This is a genomic window from Acinetobacter sp. XS-4, assembly GCF_023920705.1.
GTDB lineage: Bacteria > Pseudomonadota > Gammaproteobacteria > Pseudomonadales > Moraxellaceae > Acinetobacter.
The window spans coordinates 3054475-3077874 of record NZ_CP094657.1; the positions used below are offsets into that span (position 1 = coordinate 3054475).

A 23400-nucleotide genomic window follows, 5' to 3' on the forward strand; every position below is an offset into this window, starting at 1 on the left:
AGTAGCTCCAGAGTCAAGCCTTATGAGTCTTTCTATTGGTCAATTATCAAAAAAAGCGGATGTTCCAATTGATACGATCCGTTATTACGAAAAAGTAGGTGTTCTTGATCGTATCCAACGTTCAGAAAATAATTATCGTGTTTATACCGAGCAAACGCTGAACGACCTATTGTTTATTAAACATTGCCGCGAATTAGATATTTCACTCAGTGATATTAAAACGTTAAAAGAAATGAAAGCTCAGCCTAAACAGGCATGTACAAAAATTGATAACCTAGTAGATAAATATTTAAGTGAAGTATCTGAAAAAATTGAACGGTTATTACTTTTAAAAGAATCTTTAATTGATTTAAAACAGCACTGTTCTACCAATCGAACAGTAGATGAATGTGGGATTTTAAAAGAATTACAAAGCTCTCCTTAAATCTATTTTAGTAAATTCATACAAATAAAAAAGCACCACTCATGTGATGCTTTTTTAAGATTAATGGTCGCTATGTTCATCAGGAGGAACTTCGGTAATTCTCCCACCTCGAGCTAAAAATGCGGCAACTTCATCTTCCAGCGCTTGGCGCTGTTTCTGTTTAGCAGTTACAGTCAGCGTTTCTGCCTCGGCAAGGTCAGTATCACTCATACTGCCTGCTTCTTCATCAGCTGCGCCGCTTTCGGCTGCTTTCGCTTCATCTTCATCTACAGCAGAATCTTCTGCATCTTCATAATCATTGATATCTGACATTTCACACTCCCCACAATGATTTTTTATTGCATCATCGCTATGGTTCCAAGAACTCAGAAATTTAGCAATCTCTTTGCATTTAGCAAAGAGCCAAATTAGTCAATTCCGTATCTTTTTTGACCAAATTGGTAATGATATATAAATGATTGTTCAAAAAATATCTACTGGTATTTAATTCGCTCAGTAGAGTATAGACCCAGTAAATATTTTACTGCCTATAGCGGGTACTTTGTAAAGCCCCTAAACCATTTGCTTGTTGCATAAATCGGTCTTTTAAAACCGAAGTCAGCTCAACTTGCTTAAGACCCATATTACGAGCCCACACGACTGGAAATAGCTCACTTCTTTCAAGCCAACCAATTGCCGACATGCTATGCATCATTGCATCATTCTGACCTTTGCGGCGATGCTCATAGCGCATTAAAGTTTGCTCATGTGCCCATACACCACGTTTTAAATCGTGAAGCAACACATCGCACAGCACTGCCGCATCAAGACAGCCAATATTTACCCCTTGCCCAGCAAGTGGATGAATCACATGTGCTGCATCACCAATCAAAGCCAATCCTGCTTTTACGTATTGTTTTGCAGCACGAGCTTTGAGTGGAAATTGTGCTCTTGAACGAACCTCTAACACCTCACCTAACATGTGTTGGCTTTCTTGAGTTAAAAGCTGCATAAACGCAGTATCGTTTAAAGCTGAATATTCATCGGCATAATCATCTGGTAGCGTCCAGACAATCGATTGCCAGTATCCATTTTCAGTTTCTTCAAGACTTGCCATTGGTAAATATGCCAATGGTCCGGTAGGTAAGAAAATTTGGCGGGCAACATAATGATGGGGCTTTGCTGTTCTAATTGCACAGCTAATAGCTGCTTGTTTGTAATCTAGTACGTCGAGATCAATAAAAGCCTGTTCACGTACAAATGAATTTGCACCATCTGCACCAATAAGCAGTTTAGTTTTAAGCGTAGTACCGTCTGCTAATTGAATATGCCAACATCCAACACCTTGCTCAATACGCGTAACACGCACTTGAGTACGGTAATCTGTAAGCTGCTGCAACATTTTTTGCTGAATAGCGACATTCAGTACACTTGGCTCCACCATAGAACCCAAGGCTTGCTCTGACATCGGTTTTTGTTGTGACTCTTGGCCAAAGTTAATTTCACCGTAGCCATTAAGATTCCAGACCTGCATGCCTGTATAGGGCATTTGACGGGCAAGATCACCCCAAACATTTACCGTTTTAAGCAAATGAATGGTCGCTTGACTAAGTGCTAAAACACGTGGATTCATCACGCTTAATGTTTTCTCAACATCAAGTACAGGAGCCGCATCAAGCACTGTGGGTTGCACCCCACCTTGCGCAAGTAATAAAGCAGTTAAACCACCAACCAATCCACCACCAACAATGACGACATCCAACACTTCACTCATGCTTTTAACCCCATTGCATAGTTAGCCACCAATGGTTTTATACCCGGAATGACATCAAATGCAATTAATCCTGTATTACGAATTAATTTTAATAATGGGTTTTGGTTACTAAAACCACGAACTACAGTGTCACAGAACTTAATCACGCGCTGCTGATCTGATAAACGAGCTTGCTCATAGGCAAGTAAGTTATCAGGGTTACCTAAATCATTAGAAGTGGTTAATTGGTTCACTAAATAACGCACTAAAACATCTGCATCACGTAAGCATAAATTAAAACCTTGCCCTGCAACTGGATGAATTGTATGTGCGGCATTACCCATTAAAATAACGCGACCAACAGCTTGTTTATGTGCAAGCACTTGCGAAAGAGGATAGCTAAAACGTTTACCCGTTTTTTCAAACTTACCTGCTCGGTCACCGTAAGTTTGTTGCAAGGCACTTAAAAAGTGCTGGTCATTTTCATCACCTAGCCATTCATTTTCGGTGCCTTTTTTAACAGGCCATACCACTGAGCGGCGGTACTCACCGGGTAAAGGTAATAAAGCTAAAGGACCCAATGCACTAAACCGTTCAAAACCTACATGCTCATGTGGCTTGGATGTCTGAACCGTAGTCACAATCGCAACCTGATCATAATCATGAACATCCACACCCACGCCAATTGCCTGACGACAAAAAGAATCGCGTCCATCAGCCGCAATTAATAGTTTTGACTCAAGTTTTAAGGTTTCCTCACCACGTAAAGCTTCAATATGTACTTGTTCGGCATCTTGAGTTAAGGCCGTAACCTGTACGCCATCAATTAGCTCAATCAAAGGTTGCTGGCGCACTTGAGTTAACAGCACACGACCAAGCCAAGCATTTTCAATTACCTGCCCAAAGCTTTCGACTTTCTCTTGTTCTGCAATTAAACGTGCTTTACCAAAACTGCCTTGCTCAGTAATGTGGACTTGCAAAATTGGGGTCGCATGTTGCTGTAATGCATCCCATAACCCTAGCTTCTGATAAATCTGTACGCTACGACGCGATAAAGCCGTATTACGCGCATCAAAACTCGAATGGTAAGGAGCAACATTTTGATCATCATAGTTTGGGTATTTCACAGCTTCTAATAGCTTTACCGCAATATTAGCCTTCGCGAGCATGAGTGAAAGGCTCAAACCCACCATTCCCCCACCTACAATAATCACTTGTTGTTGCATCGAGTTTTGCTCCTTTGGCGAATACGTTTAATTATGCTTTAGCTTGCGCCATTAAATGTTCAATATCTGCAATATCTTTAACCACATTAGCAGTTAAAACTCGTGGTCCTTTCGAGGTTGCGACCACATCATCTTCAATACGAATACCAATACCACGCCATTTTTCATCTACAGTTTCATCATCTGGTGCGATGTATAAACCAGGTTCAACTGTAATGACCATACCCTCTTCATATTGACGCCAGTCTTCACCTTTTTTGTAAGACCCGACATCGTGTACATCCATTCCTAGCCAATGACCTGTGCCATGCATATAAAACTGACGGTATGCTTCGGTTTCGATGAGTTCGTTAACATCACCTATGAGCAAACCTAAATTAACTAGACCTTCAGTTAAAATTTTAACTGCTACTTCATGAGGCTCACGGTATGAATTGCCAATACGCACTGCGTCAATCGCTGCATATTGGGCAGCCAATACAACTTCATATAATGCTTTTTGCTCAGCACTAAACTTACCATTGACCGGAAAAGTACGGGTAATATCTGAAGCATAGAATTCATATTCGCATGCAGCATCAATTAAGACTAAATCACCATCTTTGAGTGGCTTGTTATTTTCAACATAGTGTAAAACACAAGCATTAGCCCCACCGCCAACAATACTGTTATAAGACGGAACACAGCCATTTTTCCCAAAAATATAATTGAGTTCGGCTTCAAGAGCATATTCCATCATCTCTGGGTGTACCGTTTGCATCGCACGTGTATGCGCTTCAGCACTAATATTTGCAGCAATTTGCATCAGCTCAAGTTCTTGTGGTGACTTAACTAAACGCATTTCATCAACAATACGGTCAAGCTGGAGCAATTGAGCTGGAGCACTCTCATGTCGGTGTTCGTCATCTGCTTTTTTAATCCACTGACTGACCCGCGCATCAAACTCAGCATTGTGCCCAATCCGATAATAAAGACGCTCTTTATTTAATAATTTTTCAATAATTTCTTCATCAAGTAAATCAATTACATATGCTTCATCAGCATCATAGTCTTCAACTGCACCATCAACTCCGGCACGGAAACCATTCCAGATTTCCATCTCGCGATTACGTTCACGGCAAAAAAGACTATAGCTATAGTCTTCATCGTCGAAGGTTTCAATGACAGCAACTGCCTCAGGCTCAGCAAAGCCCGTCAAATAGAAAAAACTACTATCGGCACGGAATTTATAGTCCGCATCACGATTACGGTACATTTCCTCACGCGTTGCAATAATTGCAATGCTGTTTGGACCCATTTTTTCTGCCAGACGGTCTCTACGATGTCGAAAATCAGCTTGAGGCAATTTCATAATGATCTACTTGATTTAGAATTTTAAAGTCAAAAAATAAAATACAACCAATAACACATCGCCTCAATTAGCTTGGGCGATGTGGAGTAAACATTTCTACAATATTTTGTTCTGTGCCTACAGCAGCAGATTTACTTTTCGTATGAAAGTTTTTCAATAAAGAGCTTTCAGTCACAGTAATTTTTTTTCTGCCAATAGACAAACTTACAGGAATTAAGCGTACAAATTCATACAACTCTTCGTAACTGCTTTCGCCTTCTTCATCATTATCAGAGTCTTCAAATTCAACTGCTGCAATATCTTGAAGGTTCTCAATCAACTCAAGTTCATCAGGACGAATATGACCCGATGCCAATCCAAAACCTAATACAACGCCTGCACACCAATCTGATAAAGCTTGTACACGCTCTTGAAGTAGGTGGTCATCGTCAGGAAGCATAGGTAAATAATCTAATTCGTCTTCAGATAAAGCATGAATAACGTCTTCTGCTTCATCAGTTAAAAGCGTTAGAGCATCTTCACTTAACTCTGGCACATTAAGGGTTGTTAAAATTTGTGACCATTCTTCACGCGTTGGCGCTTCTGTCACACAAACAATACCTGTTAATAGACCATGTAACTCACTAGGGCTTGAAATTTCTTCAATTCCTTCAAAATGAGCGTTCCAATCTGTCCAGCCTGAAATATCGTCTTGCATTCGTTTATCCAATCTCTATACTTTGTATATATTACCTTTGATTGCAATTCTGTGCGACCTCGTTATGTTAGAACAATTACAGCGGCTACAAGCGCATATTAGCGTATTAAAAACACGCTTACATCATTTAGAGAGTGAACATGCGACACTCTCAGAAGCTAAAGAACTGGCTGAAACAGAGCATCACGCACAAGTTGTGCAAAAAAATAGTATTATCACTAAAAAACAAGAGGAAATTGAGTCGGTAACTGAGCAACTATCTCAGTTAAAAGGTCAATTTCAACAATTGAATCAGGATGCTAACACACTTGCCGAGCGTTATAGTCGACTAGAAAAAAGTACGACTGATTTAAAAAATCGTTTTCAAGAAATTCTTGCCGAACGCAATGAATTACGTGTTGCAAAAGAAAAGTTACAAGCCCACCAGCGTCAAACGCAACAAGAGCTTCATGATTTACAACAAGATCGTGATCGTTTGTTACAAAAAAATGAGCTTGCTAAATCAAAAGTTGAAGCCATTATTCAACGTTTAGGAATTTTAGGCACTGCCCAAGATCAGCATGCTCAAGAAATTCAGCAGCTTGCTCATCCTAATGCTGAAACTGGTGAGGAGACCCAATCATGAGTGAACAAGTCATGGTAGAGCTTAGGCTGATTGAGCAGACCTTTAGACTCGCGACTACTTTAGATAAAAAAGATGAACTTGAACGTGCCGCAGACCTTCTCAATGAGAAATTTAATGAGATGCGTCGTAGTGCACCACGTGTTGAGCACAATAAACTGGTCATTATGGTTGCTCTACAATTGACTCAAGAAGTACTGAGCCTTAATAAGTCTTTGCAAGAATACACTCACTGTGAACGCTTACTGCAAACAATATTGGATGATGTTGAACAAATTGTTTAATAAACTATCCCTACAAAAACGCCTTGCTCTACGAAGAATAGATGCAAGGCGTTTTTTATTTAGGCTATTAAGCGCAATTGAAAATGATTTTATGCATATTAATGTACAAAGCTTCATCAAACGCAAACTAAGTTTACAGTTCCTGAGGATTATAGGATTGCCAACATGATCAGATCGGTTATACTTAAATTGTCTCTGGGGTGTTCGCCAGCGGGTCTATTCCCCTGCCGATACTTAAACTTATGGATGTGTTCTGTATATTTAGAGTGTATGCCTACCTTCGTGTAGGAAACCCAGCAAGTATACGTCGCGTCCACCTTGAACTCATCGGGTTCAGGGTAACGACACATGCAGCGGCATCTTCGGAGCATTTAGTTTTAACATTTAAGAAAAATTCAAAATATTTATTTTAATTTAGCTTTCCATACAGACCTTTCAGTCTAAAATTTTCTTTTTAAACATTAAATTGCAGCTTAGCTAATTAACTCCCTCCCTCTCTAATATTATTTTTTATTTCTATTAAGACACTCTTCATACCAGCCTGTTTGAAAATCTTCTATTGCCTTTCTTTTAAAGAAACTGGTTCTAAATACTTTGGCAGAGTAAGCCGAATTAATTAAATCTTGATAAAGTTGTTTTGCTTTTGGATCTTCGAGGCCATTTGCTATCTGTTGCAAATCTTGAGATGGAACTTTTTGTTGACGTGCCTCCATGACAGTATAAGCAACTTTTTTTACGACATTACAAATCTCAGGATCACTTACGTTTTCGTCTGCATGGCAACCTAAAGCCAAAAAACTAAGAAAAAACAATCTAAACTTCATGACCCTACCTTATTTTTATAGTTTGAAACTTATAACAAAATTTAATTATAAAAAAAGAAATAGAAGATTTCTTACTATTTCTTTTTAAAAGATCACGCTGGATTAATTACGTAAAAATAAAGAATAAGCCCAGCTAAAACGGTTGAAGCAATCGTTAAGTATGTACCGACCGTATTAAAACTCTGCAAGAATTTCAAGATTTCCATATCTAGAACCCCTAAATTAGCAACCATTAAAGACAGAATGAAATTTAACACAACTCAATAATGCCAATCAATTCACACTTATCGGATTTTTTGAGATTTAAAGCATTTATTAACTTATTGGTTACAACTAATTGCCAAGGCGTCTTTGTAGTAGTCAGTTGCACTCTTCAAATCTGACAACAATTTTTCTTCGGTATAAGGTTTAGGTGAAATTTTGATTAATGCAGGCATATATTGGGTCTTATAAACCTCAGGATAATCATGACACAAGATTTTGACTTTAACTTCTTGTGGTGTCTTCGGATTATCTAATTGATCTAAAAACTCTCCAATTTTACGGTCAGACTCTTCAAATTGAGCTTTATAGTCTACTTCAGCAGCTTCAGGTTCTGTTTGTTTTGTACACCCGCCCAACATCAATACAGCGCTTATTGTAATGGTTAAAATTTTTAACTTCATAGGCTTAACAACTTCACATTCCTCTTTTTAAATATTCTTATCTCATTAAATGTAAATAAATACTGGTAATACGTAAAGAAATAGAATTTTTTAACGTTAAAGAAGATACATCACATCACTTTATGACAATTAACTAACCAAATAAATTTAAAGTTATTTCTTAATTACTCCTCTATTTTCATAAATCTTAAGAAAAATAGGTATAATTTTGCTCGACTGATCTCAAATCTTTGTTAGATTTACACATGAATGAACTTAGTTTTATTAGAAAAAATTTAAGATCTAAAAGACGCTCTTTAACCCCATTGGAGCAAAAAAAAGCTCAGCTTAATGTTCTCCATCATTTAAACAGTCTTGCTATTTTTCATTCATCAAAAAAAATTGGTTTATATTTACATGCCTTCGGAGAAGTTCATACAGATCTTCTCATAAAGTTATGTTTTCAAAAAAATAAACAAGTTTATTTACCTATGATTTGTTCTATGAATCAACGTTTAGTTTGGGTAAAAATATCTAGAAACCAATATTTAAATCGGCGTTTTTCGCATCATCCCTTGGGTATGAAAGAACCTATGGCAACAAGAGGAAAACATGTATCAAAACTTGATTTACTGTTAATGCCACTTTTAGCTTGTGATCAATACGGTACACGTATTGGTATGGGAGGCGGCTATTATGACCGTACATTGGCAAGTGCAAAACATAAACCTTACCGCTTAGGACTGGCTCATCAATTTCAATTTATTGAGCATACTTTAAAACGTCAAAGTTGGGATCAACCCTTAGATGCTTTACTCACCCCTCAACATATTTATTATTTTAAAAGATAATTTTTATATGAAAATTAAAATCAATCTTTAATTTTATGTCCCCCAAAATCATAAAAGTAACCACCCTAAGGATGGTTACTTCTACGTGACAGACCGCTTTACCAATTTATATTAACACGGCTATTTAATGTTCAACATTAAATAAGTTTTGCATTATTGTTAATTATACAATGCCGACAAATGACACAAGAAAATGGTTATTTTCCATCCAAACGTCTTTTCTACTATATGAATATTTCATAATTATTAAGCTAAATTACTTATCCTTTCTAGAAAATTTTATTCTTCTTAAGAATTAATCCGTTGATTCATAATATTTTAATAAAAAAGTTGACTAAATTAGTCATTTTTTCCACATTTTCTATAGAGAGGCCCTTGTAATTTTTGAAATACACATCACTATAAAAAACATGGCAACCTCGTTGTCACTCATTAGGAGTGCCCATGTCTGAACTTATTATGAATGAAAAAACTGACTTAGAGCCTCAGGTTCCAAGTGTATTACCACTTTTAGCGTTACGTGATGTAGTGGTCTACCCACACATGCAAATTGCGTTATTCGTGGGTCGTGAAAAATCGATCAATGCAGTTGATGTGGCTCGTAACAGTGACAATTTAGTATTTGTAGTTGCGCAAAAAGATTCGCTTACAGAAGATATTGATCACGATAACCTTTATCAGTACGGAACTGTCGCTAAGATTGTTCAGGTCGTAAATCATGAGAATGATGAAAACTGTATCAAAGTACTGATTGAAGGGTTACAGCGCTCTAAGCTTGAAAAAATTATCGATGAAGATAGCCATTTGACTGCTGAACATAGCTTAAGTCCAATGACAATTAACGTAGATAAAGCTACTCAAGAGACTCGTTTACAAGAGCTGCGTAATTTATTTGCTCAATATGCTGAAGCAAAATTACGTAATGCACGTGAACTCGTTGCAGCTGCTAATAAAATTGAAGACTTGCTACAGCTTATGTTCTTCGTGGCAACACGTGTACCTCTAAATATTGAAATTAAACAGAAGTTTTTAGAGCACGATGAATTTGAAGCACATTTGCAAGAGCTTATGAGCTACTTGGTAAATCAATCTGCCGAACAGCAAATTGAACAAACTTTGCATGACAGCGTAAAACGCCAAATGGAAAAAAACCAACGTGAATACTTTCTAAATGAAAAAATGAAAGTCATTCAACGTGAACTTTCTGACATGAATGGTGGCGCTGAAGATGACGTTGCTGAAATAGAAAAACGTCTTGCTGAAGCTGATTTACCTGAACACGTACGTAAAAAAGCTGAAGCTGAGTTCCGTAAGCTTAAAGCAATGCAACCTGCATCTAGTGAAGCAGCTGTTGTACGTAACTATCTAGAAGTAATTTTAGATACACCGTGGAATAAGGCGAGCAAAGTCAGCATTAACCTTGCGAAAGCTCAAGAGATTCTTGATACAGATCACTACGGCTTAGATGACGTTAAAGATCGTATTGTTGAATACTTAGCTGTTCAGTCTCGTGTTAAAAAACTCAAAGGTCCGATCCTATGTCTAGTAGGTCCTCCTGGTGTAGGTAAAACTTCGCTTGGTGAGTCAGTTGCGAAAGCAACCGGTCGTGAGTTCGTTCGTATGGCACTTGGTGGCGTACGTGACGAAGCTGAAATTCGTGGTCACCGTCGTACTTATATTGGTGCGATGCCAGGTAAAATCGTGCAGTCTTTAACAAAAGTTGGCGTAAAGAACCCATTGTTCTTACTCGACGAAATTGACAAGATGGCGCAAGACTACCGTGGCGATCCTGCTTCTGCATTGCTTGAAGTATTAGATCCATCACAAAACAGTAAGTTCAACGATCACTATTTAGATCTTGATCTTGACCTATCTGAAGTGATGTTCATCTGTACTGCAAACAGCATGAATATTCCTGAGGCATTACTTGACCGTATGGAAGTTATTCGTCTACCGGGCTATACCGAAGATGAAAAAGTTAATATTGCTGAACGTTACCTTGTTCCAAAAGCGATTAAGAACAACGGTCTACGTGCTAAAGAGTTAACAATTCATGAAGAAGCGATTCGTGATATTGTTCAGCGCTATACACGTGAAGCTGGTGTACGTAGTTTAGAACGTGAAGTGTCTAAAATTGCGCGTAAAGTGGTAAAAGAAGCAGTAAGTAAAAAGTCTAAAAACTTACAACTTGATGTAACTTCTGCCAACCTTCCAGAATACTTAGGTCCACATAAGTTTGACTTCGGTATTGCAGAAGAAGAAGCGCAAGTAGGTCGCGTAAATGGTCTAGCTTGGACATCTGTAGGTGGTGAGTTACTTACCATTGAAGTTGCAGCGGTAAAAGGTAAAGGTAAATTCATTACAACCGGTTCACTTGGTGATGTAATGAAAGAGTCTATTACCACAGCAATGACTTTAGTACGTACACGTGCCGATGAGCTAGGTATTGAAGCTTCTCGTTTTGAAGAAACGGATGTACACGTTCACTTACCAGAAGGTGCAACACCAAAAGATGGCCCATCTGCTGGTTTAGCATTAACAACTGCCCTTGTATCAGCATTTACAGGTATTGCAATTCGTCCGGATATTGCAATGACTGGTGAAACAAGTTTAGGTGGTCGTGCAATGCGTATTGGTGGCTTAAAAGAAAAACTTCTTGCAGCACACCGCGGTGGAATCAAACTTGTATTTATTCCACAAGATAACGTTCGTGATTTGGCAGAAATTCCAGCCAATGTTAAAGAAGGTTTAGAAATCAAAGCTGTGAAAAGTATTGATGACATCTTGCCTTTAGCATTAGTTTCGATGCCAAAACCTTTACCTAAAACACCGATTGTAAAACCGGTGGAAGGCTCAAAAGCAGCACGTCACTAATTAAAATACGAAAAAAGAGAGCTTCGGCTCTCTTTTTTTTGTTACACAATTTGATTGAAAAATATCCAACCATCCTCATAATAGGTATTAAGAGTATTTAATTAAATTAAGTATTCTTTGGTATCTATTATTTTATAGATAGCCTTGTTTTTATTCTCTATGATCATCTGAACTCCAGACAGGTGATCATTTGATCGCAGTCCAACACAGTTTTTTGGACTGCGTTTTTTATGCCTATTTTACTACCCCGAACTTATCTCTTCCTCAGGTATAATGCGCAAGCTGTTTTGAATGAATAGATAATATGAAAATTCGTATTCTGACCATTGGTCAAAAAATGCCTGCTTGGGTTCTCACTGGTTTTGAAGATTATTTCAAACGCATCCAACCTTTTGTGCAAACCCAAGTCATTGAACTACCTATGGCCAAACGTGGTAAGAATGATTCAGAAGCAGATATTTTAAAATATTGCCAAATTGAAGGCGAAAGTATTTTAAATGCTTTAAAACCGAATGAAACTTTAATTGCCCTAGAAGTCGGTGGTCGAGAACTCAGCACAGAAAAGCTGGCTGACACGATGAAACAGTGGATGCTTGAAGGCAATGATGTAGTACTCGCGATTGGTGGCCCAGATGGCTTATCAGATCAAGTACGCAAAGCTGCCGCATGGCATTGGTCACTCTCAAAACTCACAATGCCTCATCCTTTGGTACGTGTTTTATTAATTGAGCAACTATATCGGGCGATGACTATTAATCATAATCATCCCTATCACCGTGCATAAAACAACAACCGTTTCATTTTAGGAACAATCCGTTGAAATCAGGATACTTTTAAGATGTCCTGATTTTGGCATAATAACTATTATTCTGCTTTTTAACTCAGGTGTAATGCAATGGAACTACAAACCCTTCCCGGACTGTTTATTTCACATGGTTCACCCATGCTTGCACTTGACCCAGAACAAGTAGGACCTGCTCTACATCGTTTAGGTGCAAATCTTCCCACACCGAAGGCAATCATTGTGATGTCTGCGCATTGGGAAAGTAAAGCACTTGAGGTGTGTATTTCGACGCGTCCCGAAACATGGCATGACTTCCGCGGCTTTCCTAAAGAGTTATATGAAATTCGCTACAGTGCACCTGGGCAACCAGAACTCGCTGAAGAAATTTTAAAATTACTGGCAGATGCTCATCTTGTGGCACATGCGAATAGTACGCGCCCTCGTGACCATGGTGTATGGATGCCTCTATTACATATGTATCCTGATGCTGACATTCCTGTCGTCGAGATTTCTTTGCCAACCAATTTAACCGCACAAGAAATTTATCGTATAGGGCAAACACTCGCACCTTTACGTGACAAACAAATTTTACTGATTGGTTCAGGTAGTATTACCCATAATCTTGCAGAGTTATCTTGGCAAGGAGACAACTCTAAAGTTCCTGAATGGGCTTCAACTTTTAGAAATGCTGTTGTGAATAAACTTACCCATCAAGATTATGATGGCGTACTGGACTGGCAATCATTGCCTTTTGTAAAACGTAATCATCCTACCCTTGAACATTTTGCCCCGCTATTTTTTGCTATGGGCACAGGCAATCGCTTTACGATTGTTCACAGCAGCTTCACAATGGGCTCACTAGGCATGGATATCTATCGTTTTGATTAATTATTAGCAAATACCCCGTTTCGCGGGGTATAGCATTATTTTTGTTGAAAATTAGAATAACTTACAAACTTATACATTTTAAAAACCGAAACAATCAAATGTTTACATTTTCTTTTTTTAAGAATGTTTTAAGCTTATTGCTGTTGTTTTTTTACTTGAAGTTTTTAAATGAAAATTAAATATTTAATTCTTGCGTTATTACCTTTTTCTTTGATGGCGTGTCAAACTGTTACGAATACTCCTGCTCCAATTGTATCTGAGCAACAACAAAACCTTGCAGCCACTTTAGGTGAATATGCTTGGACTTATCAAAATGTAAAAGCTTCTAAACCACTTATCCTTAACTTTAATGTAGATGGCAAATTAGCAATCAATACAGGTTGTAATGGCCAAGGCGGTACTTGGAAAGTTGAAGGCAACCAACTTGTTACATCTAACCTTGTTTCAACCATGATGGCTTGCCAAGATGATCTAATGAAACAAGAACAACTTTCTAATAGCATCTTTAATGACGCGAAATTACCAATCGAAATTAGCAACAATAATGGTCAGGTGATTTTAAGCGTGACAGATAAAACTGGTCAAAAGCATATTTTCCAAGGTCAAAAAGCAGTGAATACTCAAGCTTTAACAGACTACTCTTGGTCTTATCAGCCTGAAAATACAAAAAAACCAATCGTTCTTAACTTTGCAAATGATCGTTTATCTATTGCAACGGGTTGTAACCGCCAAGGAACAACTTGGAAAGTTGAAAACAATACCATCGTAACGGCTGAAGTAATGTCAACTATGATGGCGTGTGAACCTGCTTTAATGAAACAGGAACAATTTTCTAGCAGCCTTTTCCAAAAACGTGCGATCCCGTTTGAACTCAATACTACAAATGTTGATCAACCAACATTGACAGTATCCGATGCTCAAGGTCAAAAATATACTTTTACGGGTAAAATGACACCTGAAGCAAAATATCAATCTGAAGGAAAAACTGTTTTTCTAGAAGTTGCTCCACAAACTAAATCATGTACTGGCGTTGCACCACAAACTTGTATGCAAGTTCGTGAAATTAAATATGATGACAAAGGCGTTAAAACTTACGCTGACAAAAACTGGTCATTATATTATGGCCAAATTGAAGGTTTTGAACACAATTCAGACCAACGCGTAATTTTACGTGTGAAACGTTTTGAAGTGAAAAATCCAGCAGCAGACCAATCTAGTCAAGCAGATGTATTAGATATGGTTGTTGAGCAAGAATTAGTTAAAAAACCTAAAAAATAAGTTTTTAGACTAAAAAATCCGATGCTTTTGCATCGGATTTTTTATTTCTATTTTTAGAAAATACCTTGAGCAAGCATTGCATCAGCCACTTTTACGAAGCCTGCAATATTGGCGCCATCAACATAGTTAACAGTACCGTCTTCTTTAGTACCGTATCTTACACAATTAGCATGAATATCTTTCATAATCGCATGTAAACGCTCATCGACCTCAGCATGTGTCCAGCTTAAACGAATTGCATTTTGAGACATTTCTAAACCAGACGTTGCAACACCACCAGCATTAGATGCTTTTCCTGGTGCATACAAAATTTTAGCGTCGATGAAGTGCTCAACCGCTTCAAGTGTAGATGGCATATTAGCGCCTTCAGCCACACAAATTACACCATTTGCAATAAGTGTTTTAGCATCTTCACCCGTTAATTCATTTTGCGTAGCACATGGTAGAGCAATATCGGCAGGAATATGCCAAGGCGTTTTGCCTTCAAAATATTCAAAACCATGTTTAGAAGCAAACTCAGAAATACGACCACGCTTAACGTTTTTCAGCTCCATTACTTCAACAAGCAACTCATCTGTAAAACCATTCTTTAAATAAACTGTTCCGTTAGAGTCAGACAAAGTAACAACTTTCGCCCCTAAGAACATCGCTTTCTCTGCTGCATATTGTGCAACGTTACCAGAACCAGATACTGAAACAGTTTTACCAGCAAAAGATTGTCCACGCGCTTTGAGCATTTCTTCTGCAAAATAAACCGTACCATAGCCAGTAGCTTCAGGACGCATCAAGCTACCACCAAATGAAATTCCCTTACCAGTAAAAACACAAGCGGTGTCATTACTCAGCTTTTTCATCATGCCTGCCATATAACCGACTTCACGCGCACCCACACCAATATCTCCCGCAGGAATATCAGTATTCGGTCCTAAATGACGATACAGCTCAATCATGAGTGCCTGACAGAATCGCATAATTTCAGCATCAGATTTACCTTTAGGATCGAAATCTGAACCACCTTTTCCCCCACCCATTGGTAAGGTTGTAAGTGAGTTTTTAAAAGTCTGCTCAAAACCTAAAAACTTTAAAATTGATAGATTGACCGATGGATGGAAACGCATTCCACCTTTGAATGGACCAATTGCTGAATTGTATTGAACACGGAAAGCCCGGTTAACTTGAGTCTGACCTTGATCATTCATCCATGAAACACGGAATTGAATCACACGCTCTGGCTCAACAAGGCGTTCTAACAATCCCTGTTCCGCATATTCTGGATTTTTTTCAATAAATGGCCACAAACTCGTCATGACTTCTTCGACAGCTTGCAAAAATTCAGGTTGATGCGGATCACGCGCTTGCACGTAATTCAGGAATTCATTCAGATTGTTGTATTTCAATGCACGGTCCTCAGCATAGTAATGAATTAAATTGGTGCAATACATTATTAAATGCATCATTTAGCAGCAAAATATTAAATCTCTTTCCATCAATTTTAACAATAGTTATTTTAAATTATTTTATTCATCTTAATTATCAAAAACTTATTTTTAGAAAAACTTCCTAAAGATAAGAAATAGTAATTTAACTTTTTACTTTTATTGATCTATTATTGTGCAATATTGGCGACATTTTAGGTCAATTAAAAACCCGATAAATTCGTTAAAATCCATTGACCTTACTTAGGTTTTTCTTCATTATCGCATCGTTTTAACCAAGCTATTGCCCACTATGAATTCATCTATTTCTCTCATACGCGAGATTGATGCGTTATTACCACAAACACAATGTGGCCTATGTGGACATCGTGATGGATGTCTACCCTACGCAAAGTCGATTGCTGAAGGTGAAGAAGCAAATAAATGTGTTCCAGGTGGACAACCGGTTGCTGATGCACTGGCAAATCTATTAGATCGCTCTCCATTAACTGCTGAAAGTAGTGTATGGCCTATACAAACAGATGGTCGCCCACAGCGAATGAAAGCAATTATTCGCGAAGATGAATGTATTGGTTGCACCAAATGTATTAGTGCTTGTCCTGTAGATGCTATTATTGGCAGTGGTAAGCTCATGCATACCATCTTGACCGACTTATGTACTGGTTGTGAGCTATGCATTCCACCTTGTCCAGTAGATTGCATTGATTTGGTTGAAGACACACAAGCCTTACCAAATGAACAACAGCGTAATGCAGAGCAAGATGATTTAAGACAACGCTATTACGCACATATTCAACGTGAAGAAAAGCGTCGCAGTCACCGTAAAGGGCCTGTGGTGCGCGCTGAAATTGATACTCAACTGTTTGCGCAGTTTTCTCAGGCACTTGATGAATTACCATCAATTGAACTCATCGAGAAACCTAAAGAGACTGTGCCAACTGATGCTAAAACTACAATTGAGTTAGCTAAAATTCGTACACAAATTAAGAAACTGGAAAAACAGCTAGGTGTGCGTGAAGATGCTAAAAAGCGTCTTCAACTCGAAGAACTACAACAGCAACTCATGCAACTACAGGAGGTCTGAATGGCTGTCAAAAATATGACGAAAAAGCAGATTCAAATTTTCTTTGAACGCCTTCGTGAACAACGGCCGTCTCCTCAAACCGAGTTAAAATACTCATCTTCTTTTGAGTTACTCATTGCAGTTATGTTGTCAGCTCAAGCTACCGATGTGAGTGTAAATAAGGCAACTGATAAACTTTACCCTGTAGCCAACACTGCTGAGAAAATCTATAACTTAGGCGTAGATGGTCTAAAGGAATATATTAAAACAATTGGCCTTTACAACGCTAAAGCTGAAAATGTCATTAAGACCTGTAAGATTTTAATGGAGCAATTTAACGGCGAAGTTCCAAGCAACAGAAAAGACTTGGAAGCTTTACCCGGTGTAGGACGTAAAACCGCAAATGTTGTTTTAAATACAGCTTTTGGACAGCCTACCATGGCCGTTGATACCCATATTTTCCGAGTGGGAAATCGAACTGGCTTAGCCGTAGGGAAAAATGTACTTGAAGTTGAACACCGTTTAATTAAGGTTATTCCTAAAGAATTTATTTTAGATTCACATCACTGGCTCATATTGCACGGTCGCTATTGTTGTATCGCTCGTAAACCGAAATGTGCTGAATGTGTAGTTGCAGATGTCTGTAACTGGCCTGATCGTTTTGAATTTGGTGCACAAAAGCAAATGACGATTAAAAATATTGAAGCTTAGAATATGGTTGGGTATGTAACCTATACCCAATCAAACTTATTTGAGACGCTTGTTTTGATTACGCTCTTCTTTTGCTTGTTTTTGTACCTGCCTAAGCATTTTATAGCTCTGATAACTCAAAAATATGACGAGTGCCAGACTTAGCAATACCACCAAAATCAATATGATTTTCATATTGTTCTCCTGTACTGAATGAAAGAAAAGAGCCCTCATGATGAGAGCTCCTTGTCACAAATAATATTTTAATTATTTATCTAAAATATTAAACAAGTCTGTTTGTACATCTTCAATTGTACGTAAACCATTAAGCTTGTCATAAGTCGGTGCATTCTCACCAGATGCAGCACGGCTCTGATAGAAACCAACCAATTGCTCAGTTTCTGTATGATAAGAAGCTAAACGTTTACGGATTGTTTCTTCTTGGTCATCTGGACGTTGAACAAGATCTTCACCAGTTTCATCATCTTTACCTTCCACTTTAGGTGGATTGTAAACTGTATGATAAACACGGCCAGAAGCTGGATGCTGACGACGACCAGAAAGACGTTGTACGATTTCTTCGTCAGGAACATCAATTTCAATCACGTGATCAATGTTAATCCCTTCTTTTTCCAAAGCTTCAGCTTGTGGAATAGTACGTGGAAAACCATCGAAAATGCAGCCATTTACACAATCAGGCTGAGCAATACGTTCTTTTACTAAACCGATAATAAGTTCATCTGAAACCAAACCACCAGATTCCATTACACTTTTAGCTTTTAGACCTAATTCAGTACCTTCACGAATTGCAGCACGGAGCATATCACCGGTTGAAATTTGTGGGACATTGTAGCGCTTACAGATCAACTGAGCCTGAGTCCCTTTGCCTGCTCCAGGTGGTCCGAGTAAAATAATGCGCATAAAAAACATCCTCATTTAAAACAATGAATATGAAGTCCGGCAGAAAAAGTCTCGTTAATCTTCAATAGATCCTGCCCGACGTCGAATTATAAGAAAGCCACAAACAAATGTATTGTACCAGCAATAAATCCGGTTACCCCACCTAGTACAATAAGAATCCACTCATCCTCCTGAAATGCAGGACGCAATAAATTCTGAAACTCTTTTGGTGTCAGTTCGCGAATACGCTCTTTAAACATTTGAAAAATCTTCTGTGCCCGGCTTGCGTTCAGCGCAGGGTCACATACGGGTCCCATCGTAATTTCAATTGAACGATCAATCAAGTCCGTCTTTAACCTTGCGTACTCTCTTGGCCCTAAAGAAAGCTGTAAAGATGTACGAACTAACGGTGTTTCCATAATTTCGTTAATATGACGCTTCACAATACGACGGGTTTTATCTTTACGTGGCCCGTACATCATTTCGGTCATAATCGATTTTAACGTAATCAAATCTTCTGTTACTACGCTTGAAAATACATCAGAGACTTCTTCTTGACGCTTCATGAAAGCACCTTGAAAATTATAAGTCCCAATTCTAAGAACAGGTACAATCCAAGGAAACTTACGATCTTCTGTTAATCTAAAAATCTGTGGGTAACGAATATAATGTGGTTCAAGAGGGTTAAACACCATCCAGATTGCAATCCAGTTCGTTAAAAAGCCCCAAATTGAAGCCCAAAACGGGACTGTCCAGTGCCAAGGTACGACAAACCAAACAATCATTTGGAAAATACCAAAGAACATCCCAATTAAAGCGCTAATATGCCAAATAAAGTTGATTTCTTTTTGTCCAACTTTTAAGAACATGCGTACCATCAAACGGCGATCACCTTCCATTTGACTCACAACCATTTCACGCATATTAACCAGTGACTCGACATTCATGGTCAGCTCAGTCACTAATTCTCTTAACACGCCTGGTAATTGTTTATGTGCCTGAGCATAAATACGACGTTTAATTGAATAAGGTAAATTTTCCCAAAGTACGGCATTACGATCGATCATGACTTCATCAATCAAGTGTTCAAGTTCAAATCCAACCTGCTCACCAATAATGCGTGCCATATCTTCAGGATCCATTGCTTCTAAAAATTCACGCAATGAACCTAACTTAGATAAAGTATTGTCGGTAATAATACCTGAGATACGTCCAGCTTTACGTGGCACAATACCTTGCCAACCGACTGGTAATGGACCTAAATGGAATCCCCAAAATTTAATTGGGTAAAACACCATTTTTAAAGCCATCCAAACGTGTGCCCATGTAACAAAGGCAGTGACTGGAATGATACTTAAAACGGCCCAAAAATCAGGTCTGTGTAAAAAGGTCTGCCACAATCCGCTGACGTACTCTAACATGTAAGACTCTCGTATTTATTTGTGCTCTGCTTATGGCGAGTTAACGATAAACTGCTTTGTTTTATAAACCAAAACTTAGAGAATAAGAAAATTGAATTTGTGGTTTCGTATCCGCAGCAACTGCTCCATTCTGGTCAGTTAATTTTTCCGCCGCACCAATACCCACACTAAAAGTACTAATTCTTTCTGAATTCAACAATACATAGGCCAAATCGACACCAGCACCTAAACGGGATTTATAATCACCATCGACCTCTTTACTATCGAGATGTCCAGCATAAAAACCAATATAGTAGCCATTTTTATCGGTGCCAGTAAGATAATAAGGATATCGAAACCCGACTTGGCCGCCGGCAGTTTTGTCACCATTCAAAAATGCGCCAACTTTTGCATAGGCAATACCATAAGGGTTTACCCATTCGCCGTTTAAATGTAATAGTTTTTGTGTAAAACCAGCACCCACATTCCACGTAGATGCAGTATGTCCTGCTAATTTTGCTTCTGGAAGAAACGAATAGTCTTGAGCATGGGCCCAACTACTTACCGTCAAAACTGCAAGTAAGGGATAAATTTTTCTCATTATTTTCTCCATTTTCCCTAATCGTATGGTGAGAACAACCCTATTCTATTGAATGAGAGACTTTAACAGAATTATTTTGCTTCTTATATACAAGTATCTACAATTTTGTTGTCTACAAAGTCAAAAAGTATCTTATCGAAATGCACTGAAACTTTGAAAATTATGCAATATTTTAAACGCTCTTGCGTTAGAATAAGCAGCTATTTTTCCACCCTATGTCATTAAGTCGATCCTTATGAAGCAGCACTTTCCTTTAAAAGATATCCAGCAAGAAAAGCGCATTTATCGAGGACGAATCTTTTTTGCCGTAGGTCTGGTTATCGTTTGCTTATTAGTGCTGATTAGCCGATACGCTTATTTGCAAATTTTTCACTACGACGAATTTTCTACTGCATCTGATAAAAACCGAATTCGCTTACAACCACTTCCACCAGCTCGTGGTTATATCTATGATCGAAATGGTGTATTACTGGCAGATAATTATCCTGTTTTTACAGCAACATTAAGTAAAACAGATGTGGAAGATGCCGACCATGTTGTAGAACAGCTACAGCCTATTTTAGATCTCACACAAGAAGATATTGACCGCTTCAAAAGTCGTATAAAAACTGCTCGAAAAACTGAACGTGTCGCGATTAAACTTAATTTAACTGAAGCCAATATTGCAAAGTTCAGCGAAGCTAAATATAAATTTCCTGGCGTAAGAATCGAAACGCAAATGACCCGTTATTACCCGCATGGTGAATTATTTGCTCATGTGATTGGTTATGTCGGGCGTATTAACGATAAAGAATTAAAAAGTATTGATAAAGATTTATATGCTGGAACTAACCTAATTGGAAAGATTGGAGTTGAGAAAAGCTATGAAGATTTGCTACACGGCACACCAGGTTATGAATCTGTTGAAGCAGATGCCCACAGCAACATATTGCGCCATTTAGGCCGCAAAGACCCTACTCGTGGCAATGATCTCTATTTATCTTTAGATTATGGTTTACAGGTTGTTGCGTCTCAACAGCTCGCAGGCCGTCGTGGTGCCATTGTCGCTATCGACCCTCGTACTGGTGAAATTCTGGCTTTAGTATCTAGTCCAAGTTTCAACCCTAATTTATTTGTGACTGGTATTAATCATAAAGATTATAGTTCTTTACGTGATAGTTTAGATCAACCGCTTTATAACCGTGCTGTACAAGGTGCATATCCACCAGGTTCTACCATTAAACCAATGGAAGCAATGGGTGGCTTACACTACGGTATTGTAAACTGGTCAACAGCAATTTCTGACCCTGGTTATTTCCACTTACCTGGTGATTCTCATAAATTCCGCGACTGGAAAAAAACTGGTCATGGCATCGTAAACATGCATAAAGCCATCATTATGTCATGTGATACCTATTTTTATATTCTTGCCCATCAAATGGGTATTGATCAGATGAACCAATGGATGCGTCAATTTGGGTTCGGTCAAAAAACAGGTGTCGACTTACCAAGTGAAAGCGAAGGTCTTTATCCAAATCCTGAATGGAAAATGCGTACTCGCAAAGCCAAATGGATGAAGGGCGAAACAATTTCTGTGAGTATTGGTCAAGGTGCATTTACAGCTACACCTTTACAACTTGCTATGGCGACTGCAATTACAGCCAATCATGGTTCTCATGTCACCCCTCATGTTTTACGTTCAACTCATGGTGCAAAACCATTTACTGTACGTAATGCACCTGATGGCAAAATTAACTTCAATGGAACGGATGAAGACTGGGTTCAAATGCGCGATGCCATGATTGACGTAATTCAATCAGGTACTGGCCGAGGCATTCGTACACCTCTCTATCAAATTGCAGGAAAGACAGGAACTGCACAAGTTAAAAGTATTGCACAGGGTAAACGCTACAATGAATCAGCCTTGAGCGAACGCCAACTTGACCATGGTTTATTCGTTGGATTTGCACCTGCTGATAAGCCAGAAATTGCAATTGCCGTGATTTGGGAAAATGGTCGTCATGGTGGTTCTGCTGCTCAACTTGCGAAACCTATTTTTGACTACTGGTTATTAACTCGTAAGAAAAACCCAGTCCGACCAGCAAACCATCAAGTCAATGGTGGGCTGATGACCGCTGGAATTAAGCCAGGTGAACTCTCAAACGGTGTTGAAAGCTCTAGTCCAGCAGCAGCTACGTCAACTACACCTGCAGCCTCAACACCACAGGCTACACCAGCTCGTCCTGCAACCAATGAGATCGATGAATAATGAAAAATCAATTACGCATTATTGGTGGCGAATGGAAAAGACGAGTACTTCCCTTCGCTAACATTGAGGGTTTACGCCCAACTCCAGACAGGGTACGTGAAACTCTATTTAACTGGCTCATGTGGGATATTCAAAATTCGCATGTGCTTGATATTTGCACAGGCTCTGGCGCATTAGGTTTTGAAGCATTGTCACGTGGTGCTGCGTCAGTTTATATGATTGAACCAGACAAAACTCAGGCACGTTTTTTAAAAGATAATGTTGAGCTATTAAAAGCCCAAAACTGTCATTTAATTAATGCAACTGCTCAGCAAGCCTTACCCCGTTTAAAAGAACAGTTCGATGTGGTGTTTTTAGATCCACCTTATAGTCTAGATTTATGGCAAGAGCTCTCAAACTTAGCAGAGCCCCATATTAAAAAGAATGGGTATATTTATGTTGAGGCTGACCGAGATTTATCTCAGCTTCTCCTCCCTTCAACATGGCAACAAGTTAAAACAACGAAAGCTGGTACCGTTCATGCAGGGCTTTATCAGAAAATAGGTGAATAAAAAAAGGTAGCCTAGCGCTACCTTTTATTTTC

Annotated in this window: 25 protein-coding genes and 1 other RNA gene; 13 read left to right on the forward strand and 13 right to left on the reverse strand. The window is 38.6% G+C overall.

Annotated features, from left to right (window positions below):
* Positions 1-22 precede the first annotated feature (22 nt).
* Positions 23-424, forward strand: coding sequence for a Cd(II)/Pb(II)-responsive transcriptional regulator (locus tag MMY79_RS14160; RefSeq protein WP_252609564.1), 402 nt, complete (start codon positions 23-25; stop codon positions 422-424).
* A gap of 60 nt (positions 425-484) precedes the next feature.
* Here MMY79_RS14160 and MMY79_RS14165 read toward each other — a convergent pair whose 3' ends face one another.
* From MMY79_RS14165 to MMY79_RS14185, 5 genes are all read right to left on the reverse strand, one after another.
* A complete protein-coding gene (locus MMY79_RS14165) occupies positions 485-736 on the reverse strand; it encodes a hypothetical protein (RefSeq protein ID WP_004793919.1) in 252 nt (83 codons plus the stop codon).
* Between the two features lie 208 nt (positions 737-944).
* Entirely contained in the window at positions 945-2177 is a 1233-nt protein-coding gene (locus MMY79_RS14170) for an FAD-dependent monooxygenase (RefSeq protein ID WP_252609565.1), read from the reverse strand.
* Positions 2174-3382, reverse strand: a complete 1209-nt coding sequence (gene ubiH / locus MMY79_RS14175) for a 2-octaprenyl-6-methoxyphenyl hydroxylase (RefSeq protein WP_252609566.1) — start codon at positions 3380-3382, stop codon at positions 2174-2176. The genes MMY79_RS14170 and ubiH overlap by 4 nt, the downstream gene beginning before the upstream one ends.
* A gap of 31 nt (positions 3383-3413) precedes the next feature.
* Complete coding sequence (pepP, locus tag MMY79_RS14180; RefSeq protein WP_252609567.1) at positions 3414-4733, reverse strand: Xaa-Pro aminopeptidase; 1320 nt, start codon at positions 4731-4733, stop codon at positions 3414-3416.
* Between the two features lie 67 nt (positions 4734-4800).
* Positions 4801-5430: a UPF0149 family protein gene (locus MMY79_RS14185; RefSeq protein WP_252609568.1), complete on the reverse strand. Its 630-nt coding sequence runs from the start codon at positions 5428-5430 to the stop codon at positions 4801-4803.
* 64 nt (positions 5431-5494) lie between these two features.
* Between MMY79_RS14185 and MMY79_RS14190 the strand changes: the two genes are divergently transcribed.
* The 3 genes from MMY79_RS14190 to ssrS all read left to right on the forward strand — a co-directional run bounded on the left by MMY79_RS14190 (position 5495) and on the right by ssrS (position 6709).
* Complete coding sequence (locus tag MMY79_RS14190) at positions 5495-6055, forward strand: hypothetical protein (RefSeq protein ID WP_016138884.1); 561 nt, start codon at positions 5495-5497, stop codon at positions 6053-6055.
* Positions 6052-6336 (forward strand): cell division protein ZapA, encoded by a 285-nt coding sequence (locus MMY79_RS14195; RefSeq protein WP_199967169.1) that lies wholly within the window; start codon positions 6052-6054, stop codon positions 6334-6336. Before MMY79_RS14190 ends, MMY79_RS14195 begins: the two co-directional genes overlap by 4 nt.
* Positions 6337-6525: 189 nt before the next feature.
* A non-coding RNA gene (gene ssrS / locus MMY79_RS14200) (6S RNA) lies at positions 6526-6709 on the forward strand.
* A gap of 130 nt (positions 6710-6839) precedes the next feature.
* Here the strand turns inward: ssrS and MMY79_RS14205 are convergent.
* The 3 genes from MMY79_RS14205 to MMY79_RS14215 all read right to left on the reverse strand — a co-directional run bounded on the left by MMY79_RS14205 (position 6840) and on the right by MMY79_RS14215 (position 7825).
* Positions 6840-7160 (reverse strand): hypothetical protein, encoded by a 321-nt coding sequence (locus MMY79_RS14205; RefSeq protein WP_252609569.1) that lies wholly within the window; start codon positions 7158-7160, stop codon positions 6840-6842.
* A gap of 92 nt (positions 7161-7252) precedes the next feature.
* A complete protein-coding gene (locus tag MMY79_RS14210; protein WP_252609571.1) occupies positions 7253-7366 on the reverse strand; it encodes a hypothetical protein in 114 nt (37 codons plus the stop codon).
* 114 nt (positions 7367-7480) lie between these two features.
* Positions 7481-7825 carry a hypothetical protein gene (locus MMY79_RS14215; protein WP_252609573.1) on the reverse strand — a complete coding sequence of 115 codons (345 nt, stop codon included), beginning with the start codon at positions 7823-7825 and terminating at the stop codon, positions 7481-7483.
* Between the two features lie 245 nt (positions 7826-8070).
* Between MMY79_RS14215 and MMY79_RS14220 the strand changes: the two genes are divergently transcribed.
* From MMY79_RS14220 to MMY79_RS14240, 5 genes are all read left to right on the forward strand, one after another.
* Positions 8071-8655, forward strand: a complete 585-nt coding sequence (locus MMY79_RS14220; protein ID WP_252609575.1) for a 5-formyltetrahydrofolate cyclo-ligase — start codon at positions 8071-8073, stop codon at positions 8653-8655.
* 444 nt (positions 8656-9099) lie between these two features.
* The gene (lon, locus tag MMY79_RS14225) at positions 9100-11529 is read left to right on the forward strand and encodes an endopeptidase La (RefSeq protein WP_252609577.1); all 2430 of its coding nucleotides are present in this window, start codon (positions 9100-9102) and stop codon (positions 11527-11529) included.
* Between the two features lie 304 nt (positions 11530-11833).
* Positions 11834-12313 carry a 23S rRNA (pseudouridine(1915)-N(3))-methyltransferase RlmH gene (rlmH, locus tag MMY79_RS14230; protein ID WP_003652981.1) on the forward strand — a complete coding sequence of 160 codons (480 nt, stop codon included), beginning with the start codon at positions 11834-11836 and terminating at the stop codon, positions 12311-12313.
* A 111-nt stretch (positions 12314-12424) separates the two neighbouring features.
* Positions 12425-13201, forward strand: coding sequence for a class III extradiol ring-cleavage dioxygenase (locus MMY79_RS14235; RefSeq protein WP_252609579.1), 777 nt, complete (start codon positions 12425-12427; stop codon positions 13199-13201).
* A 168-nt stretch (positions 13202-13369) separates the two neighbouring features.
* Positions 13370-14479 (forward strand): META and DUF4377 domain-containing protein, encoded by a 1110-nt coding sequence (locus MMY79_RS14240; RefSeq protein ID WP_252609581.1) that lies wholly within the window; start codon positions 13370-13372, stop codon positions 14477-14479.
* Positions 14480-14532: 53 nt separating this feature from the next.
* Here the strand turns inward: MMY79_RS14240 and gdhA are convergent, their stop codons facing one another.
* The gene (gdhA, locus tag MMY79_RS14245; RefSeq protein WP_252609584.1) at positions 14533-15936 is read right to left on the reverse strand and encodes an NADP-specific glutamate dehydrogenase; all 1404 of its coding nucleotides are present in this window, start codon (positions 15934-15936) and stop codon (positions 14533-14535) included.
* Positions 15937-16207: 271 nt separating this feature from the next.
* On the opposite strand from gdhA, the gene MMY79_RS14250 reads away from it, so the two are divergent.
* On the forward strand, positions 16208-16999 hold the full coding sequence (locus MMY79_RS14250; RefSeq protein ID WP_252609593.1) for an RnfABCDGE type electron transport complex subunit B: 792 nt from the start codon (positions 16208-16210) through the stop codon (positions 16997-16999).
* Positions 17000-17689, forward strand: a complete 690-nt coding sequence (gene nth, locus MMY79_RS14255) for an endonuclease III (RefSeq protein ID WP_252609595.1) — start codon at positions 17000-17002, stop codon at positions 17687-17689.
* Between the two features lie 36 nt (positions 17690-17725).
* Here nth and MMY79_RS19455 read toward each other — a convergent pair whose 3' ends face one another.
* The 4 genes from MMY79_RS19455 to MMY79_RS14275 all read right to left on the reverse strand — a co-directional run bounded on the left by MMY79_RS19455 (position 17726) and on the right by MMY79_RS14275 (position 20569).
* Positions 17726-17863: a hypothetical protein gene (locus MMY79_RS19455; protein WP_336169372.1), complete on the reverse strand. Its 138-nt coding sequence runs from the start codon at positions 17861-17863 to the stop codon at positions 17726-17728.
* Between the two features lie 72 nt (positions 17864-17935).
* On the reverse strand, positions 17936-18589 hold the full coding sequence (gene adk / locus MMY79_RS14265) for an adenylate kinase (protein WP_252609605.1): 654 nt from the start codon (positions 18587-18589) through the stop codon (positions 17936-17938).
* An 86-nt stretch (positions 18590-18675) separates the two neighbouring features.
* A complete protein-coding gene (locus MMY79_RS14270) occupies positions 18676-19989 on the reverse strand; it encodes a hypothetical protein (protein ID WP_016138897.1) in 1314 nt (437 codons plus the stop codon).
* Positions 19990-20050: 61 nt separating this feature from the next.
* The gene (locus MMY79_RS14275) at positions 20051-20569 is read right to left on the reverse strand and encodes a hypothetical protein (protein WP_004793942.1); all 519 of its coding nucleotides are present in this window, start codon (positions 20567-20569) and stop codon (positions 20051-20053) included.
* A gap of 235 nt (positions 20570-20804) precedes the next feature.
* On the opposite strand from MMY79_RS14275, the gene mrdA reads away from it, so the two are divergent.
* A complete protein-coding gene (mrdA, locus tag MMY79_RS14280; RefSeq protein ID WP_252609608.1) occupies positions 20805-22817 on the forward strand; it encodes a penicillin-binding protein 2 in 2013 nt (670 codons plus the stop codon).
* Positions 22817-23368 carry a 16S rRNA (guanine(966)-N(2))-methyltransferase RsmD gene (gene rsmD / locus MMY79_RS14285; RefSeq protein ID WP_252609618.1) on the forward strand — a complete coding sequence of 184 codons (552 nt, stop codon included), beginning with the start codon at positions 22817-22819 and terminating at the stop codon, positions 23366-23368. The genes mrdA and rsmD overlap by 1 nt, the downstream gene beginning before the upstream one ends.
* Positions 23369-23400: the final 32 nt, after the last annotated feature.

What these genes read in the sequence shown, in the direction of transcription:
- MMY79_RS14195 (WP_199967169.1), top strand. Translation starts at nt 6,052, where the DNA reads ATGAGTGAACAAGTCATGGTAGAGCTTAGGCTGATTGAGCAGACCTTT.
- MMY79_RS14240 (WP_252609581.1), top strand. Translation starts at nt 13,370, where the DNA reads ATGAAAATTAAATATTTAATTCTTGCGTTATTACCTTTTTCTTTGATG.
- MMY79_RS14220 (WP_252609575.1), top strand. Translation starts at nt 8,071, where the DNA reads ATGAATGAACTTAGTTTTATTAGAAAAAATTTAAGATCTAAAAGACGC.
- MMY79_RS14270 (WP_016138897.1), bottom strand. Translation starts at nt 19,989, where the DNA reads ATGTTAGAGTACGTCAGCGGATTGTGGCAGACCTTTTTACACAGACCT.
- nth (WP_252609595.1), top strand. Translation starts at nt 17,000, where the DNA reads ATGGCTGTCAAAAATATGACGAAAAAGCAGATTCAAATTTTCTTTGAA.
- MMY79_RS14190 (WP_016138884.1), top strand. Translation starts at nt 5,495, where the DNA reads ATGTTAGAACAATTACAGCGGCTACAAGCGCATATTAGCGTATTAAAA.
- MMY79_RS14275 (WP_004793942.1), bottom strand. Translation starts at nt 20,569, where the DNA reads ATGAGAAAAATTTATCCCTTACTTGCAGTTTTGACGGTAAGTAGTTGG.
- MMY79_RS14210 (WP_252609571.1), bottom strand. Translation starts at nt 7,366, where the DNA reads ATGGAAATCTTGAAATTCTTGCAGAGTTTTAATACGGTCGGTACATAC.
- gdhA (WP_252609584.1), bottom strand. Translation starts at nt 15,936, where the DNA reads ATGATGCATTTAATAATGTATTGCACCAATTTAATTCATTACTATGCT.
- mrdA (WP_252609608.1), top strand. Translation starts at nt 20,805, where the DNA reads ATGAAGCAGCACTTTCCTTTAAAAGATATCCAGCAAGAAAAGCGCATT.
- adk (WP_252609605.1), bottom strand. Translation starts at nt 18,589, where the DNA reads ATGCGCATTATTTTACTCGGACCACCTGGAGCAGGCAAAGGGACTCAG.
- MMY79_RS14165 (WP_004793919.1), bottom strand. Translation starts at nt 736, where the DNA reads ATGTCAGATATCAATGATTATGAAGATGCAGAAGATTCTGCTGTAGAT.
- rlmH (WP_003652981.1), top strand. Translation starts at nt 11,834, where the DNA reads ATGAAAATTCGTATTCTGACCATTGGTCAAAAAATGCCTGCTTGGGTT.
- MMY79_RS14185 (WP_252609568.1), bottom strand. Translation starts at nt 5,430, where the DNA reads ATGCAAGACGATATTTCAGGCTGGACAGATTGGAACGCTCATTTTGAA.
- MMY79_RS19455 (WP_336169372.1), bottom strand. Translation starts at nt 17,863, where the DNA reads ATGAAAATCATATTGATTTTGGTGGTATTGCTAAGTCTGGCACTCGTC.
- MMY79_RS14170 (WP_252609565.1), bottom strand. Translation starts at nt 2,177, where the DNA reads ATGAGTGAAGTGTTGGATGTCGTCATTGTTGGTGGTGGATTGGTTGGT.
- MMY79_RS14235 (WP_252609579.1), top strand. Translation starts at nt 12,425, where the DNA reads ATGGAACTACAAACCCTTCCCGGACTGTTTATTTCACATGGTTCACCC.
- MMY79_RS14215 (WP_252609573.1), bottom strand. Translation starts at nt 7,825, where the DNA reads ATGAAGTTAAAAATTTTAACCATTACAATAAGCGCTGTATTGATGTTG.
- lon (WP_252609577.1), top strand. Translation starts at nt 9,100, where the DNA reads ATGTCTGAACTTATTATGAATGAAAAAACTGACTTAGAGCCTCAGGTT.
- pepP (WP_252609567.1), bottom strand. Translation starts at nt 4,733, where the DNA reads ATGAAATTGCCTCAAGCTGATTTTCGACATCGTAGAGACCGTCTGGCA.
- MMY79_RS14250 (WP_252609593.1), top strand. Translation starts at nt 16,208, where the DNA reads ATGAATTCATCTATTTCTCTCATACGCGAGATTGATGCGTTATTACCA.
- ubiH (WP_252609566.1), bottom strand. Translation starts at nt 3,382, where the DNA reads ATGCAACAACAAGTGATTATTGTAGGTGGGGGAATGGTGGGTTTGAGC.
- MMY79_RS14160 (WP_252609564.1), top strand. Translation starts at nt 23, where the DNA reads ATGAGTCTTTCTATTGGTCAATTATCAAAAAAAGCGGATGTTCCAATT.
- rsmD (WP_252609618.1), top strand. Translation starts at nt 22,817, where the DNA reads ATGAAAAATCAATTACGCATTATTGGTGGCGAATGGAAAAGACGAGTA.
- MMY79_RS14205 (WP_252609569.1), bottom strand. Translation starts at nt 7,160, where the DNA reads ATGAAGTTTAGATTGTTTTTTCTTAGTTTTTTGGCTTTAGGTTGCCAT.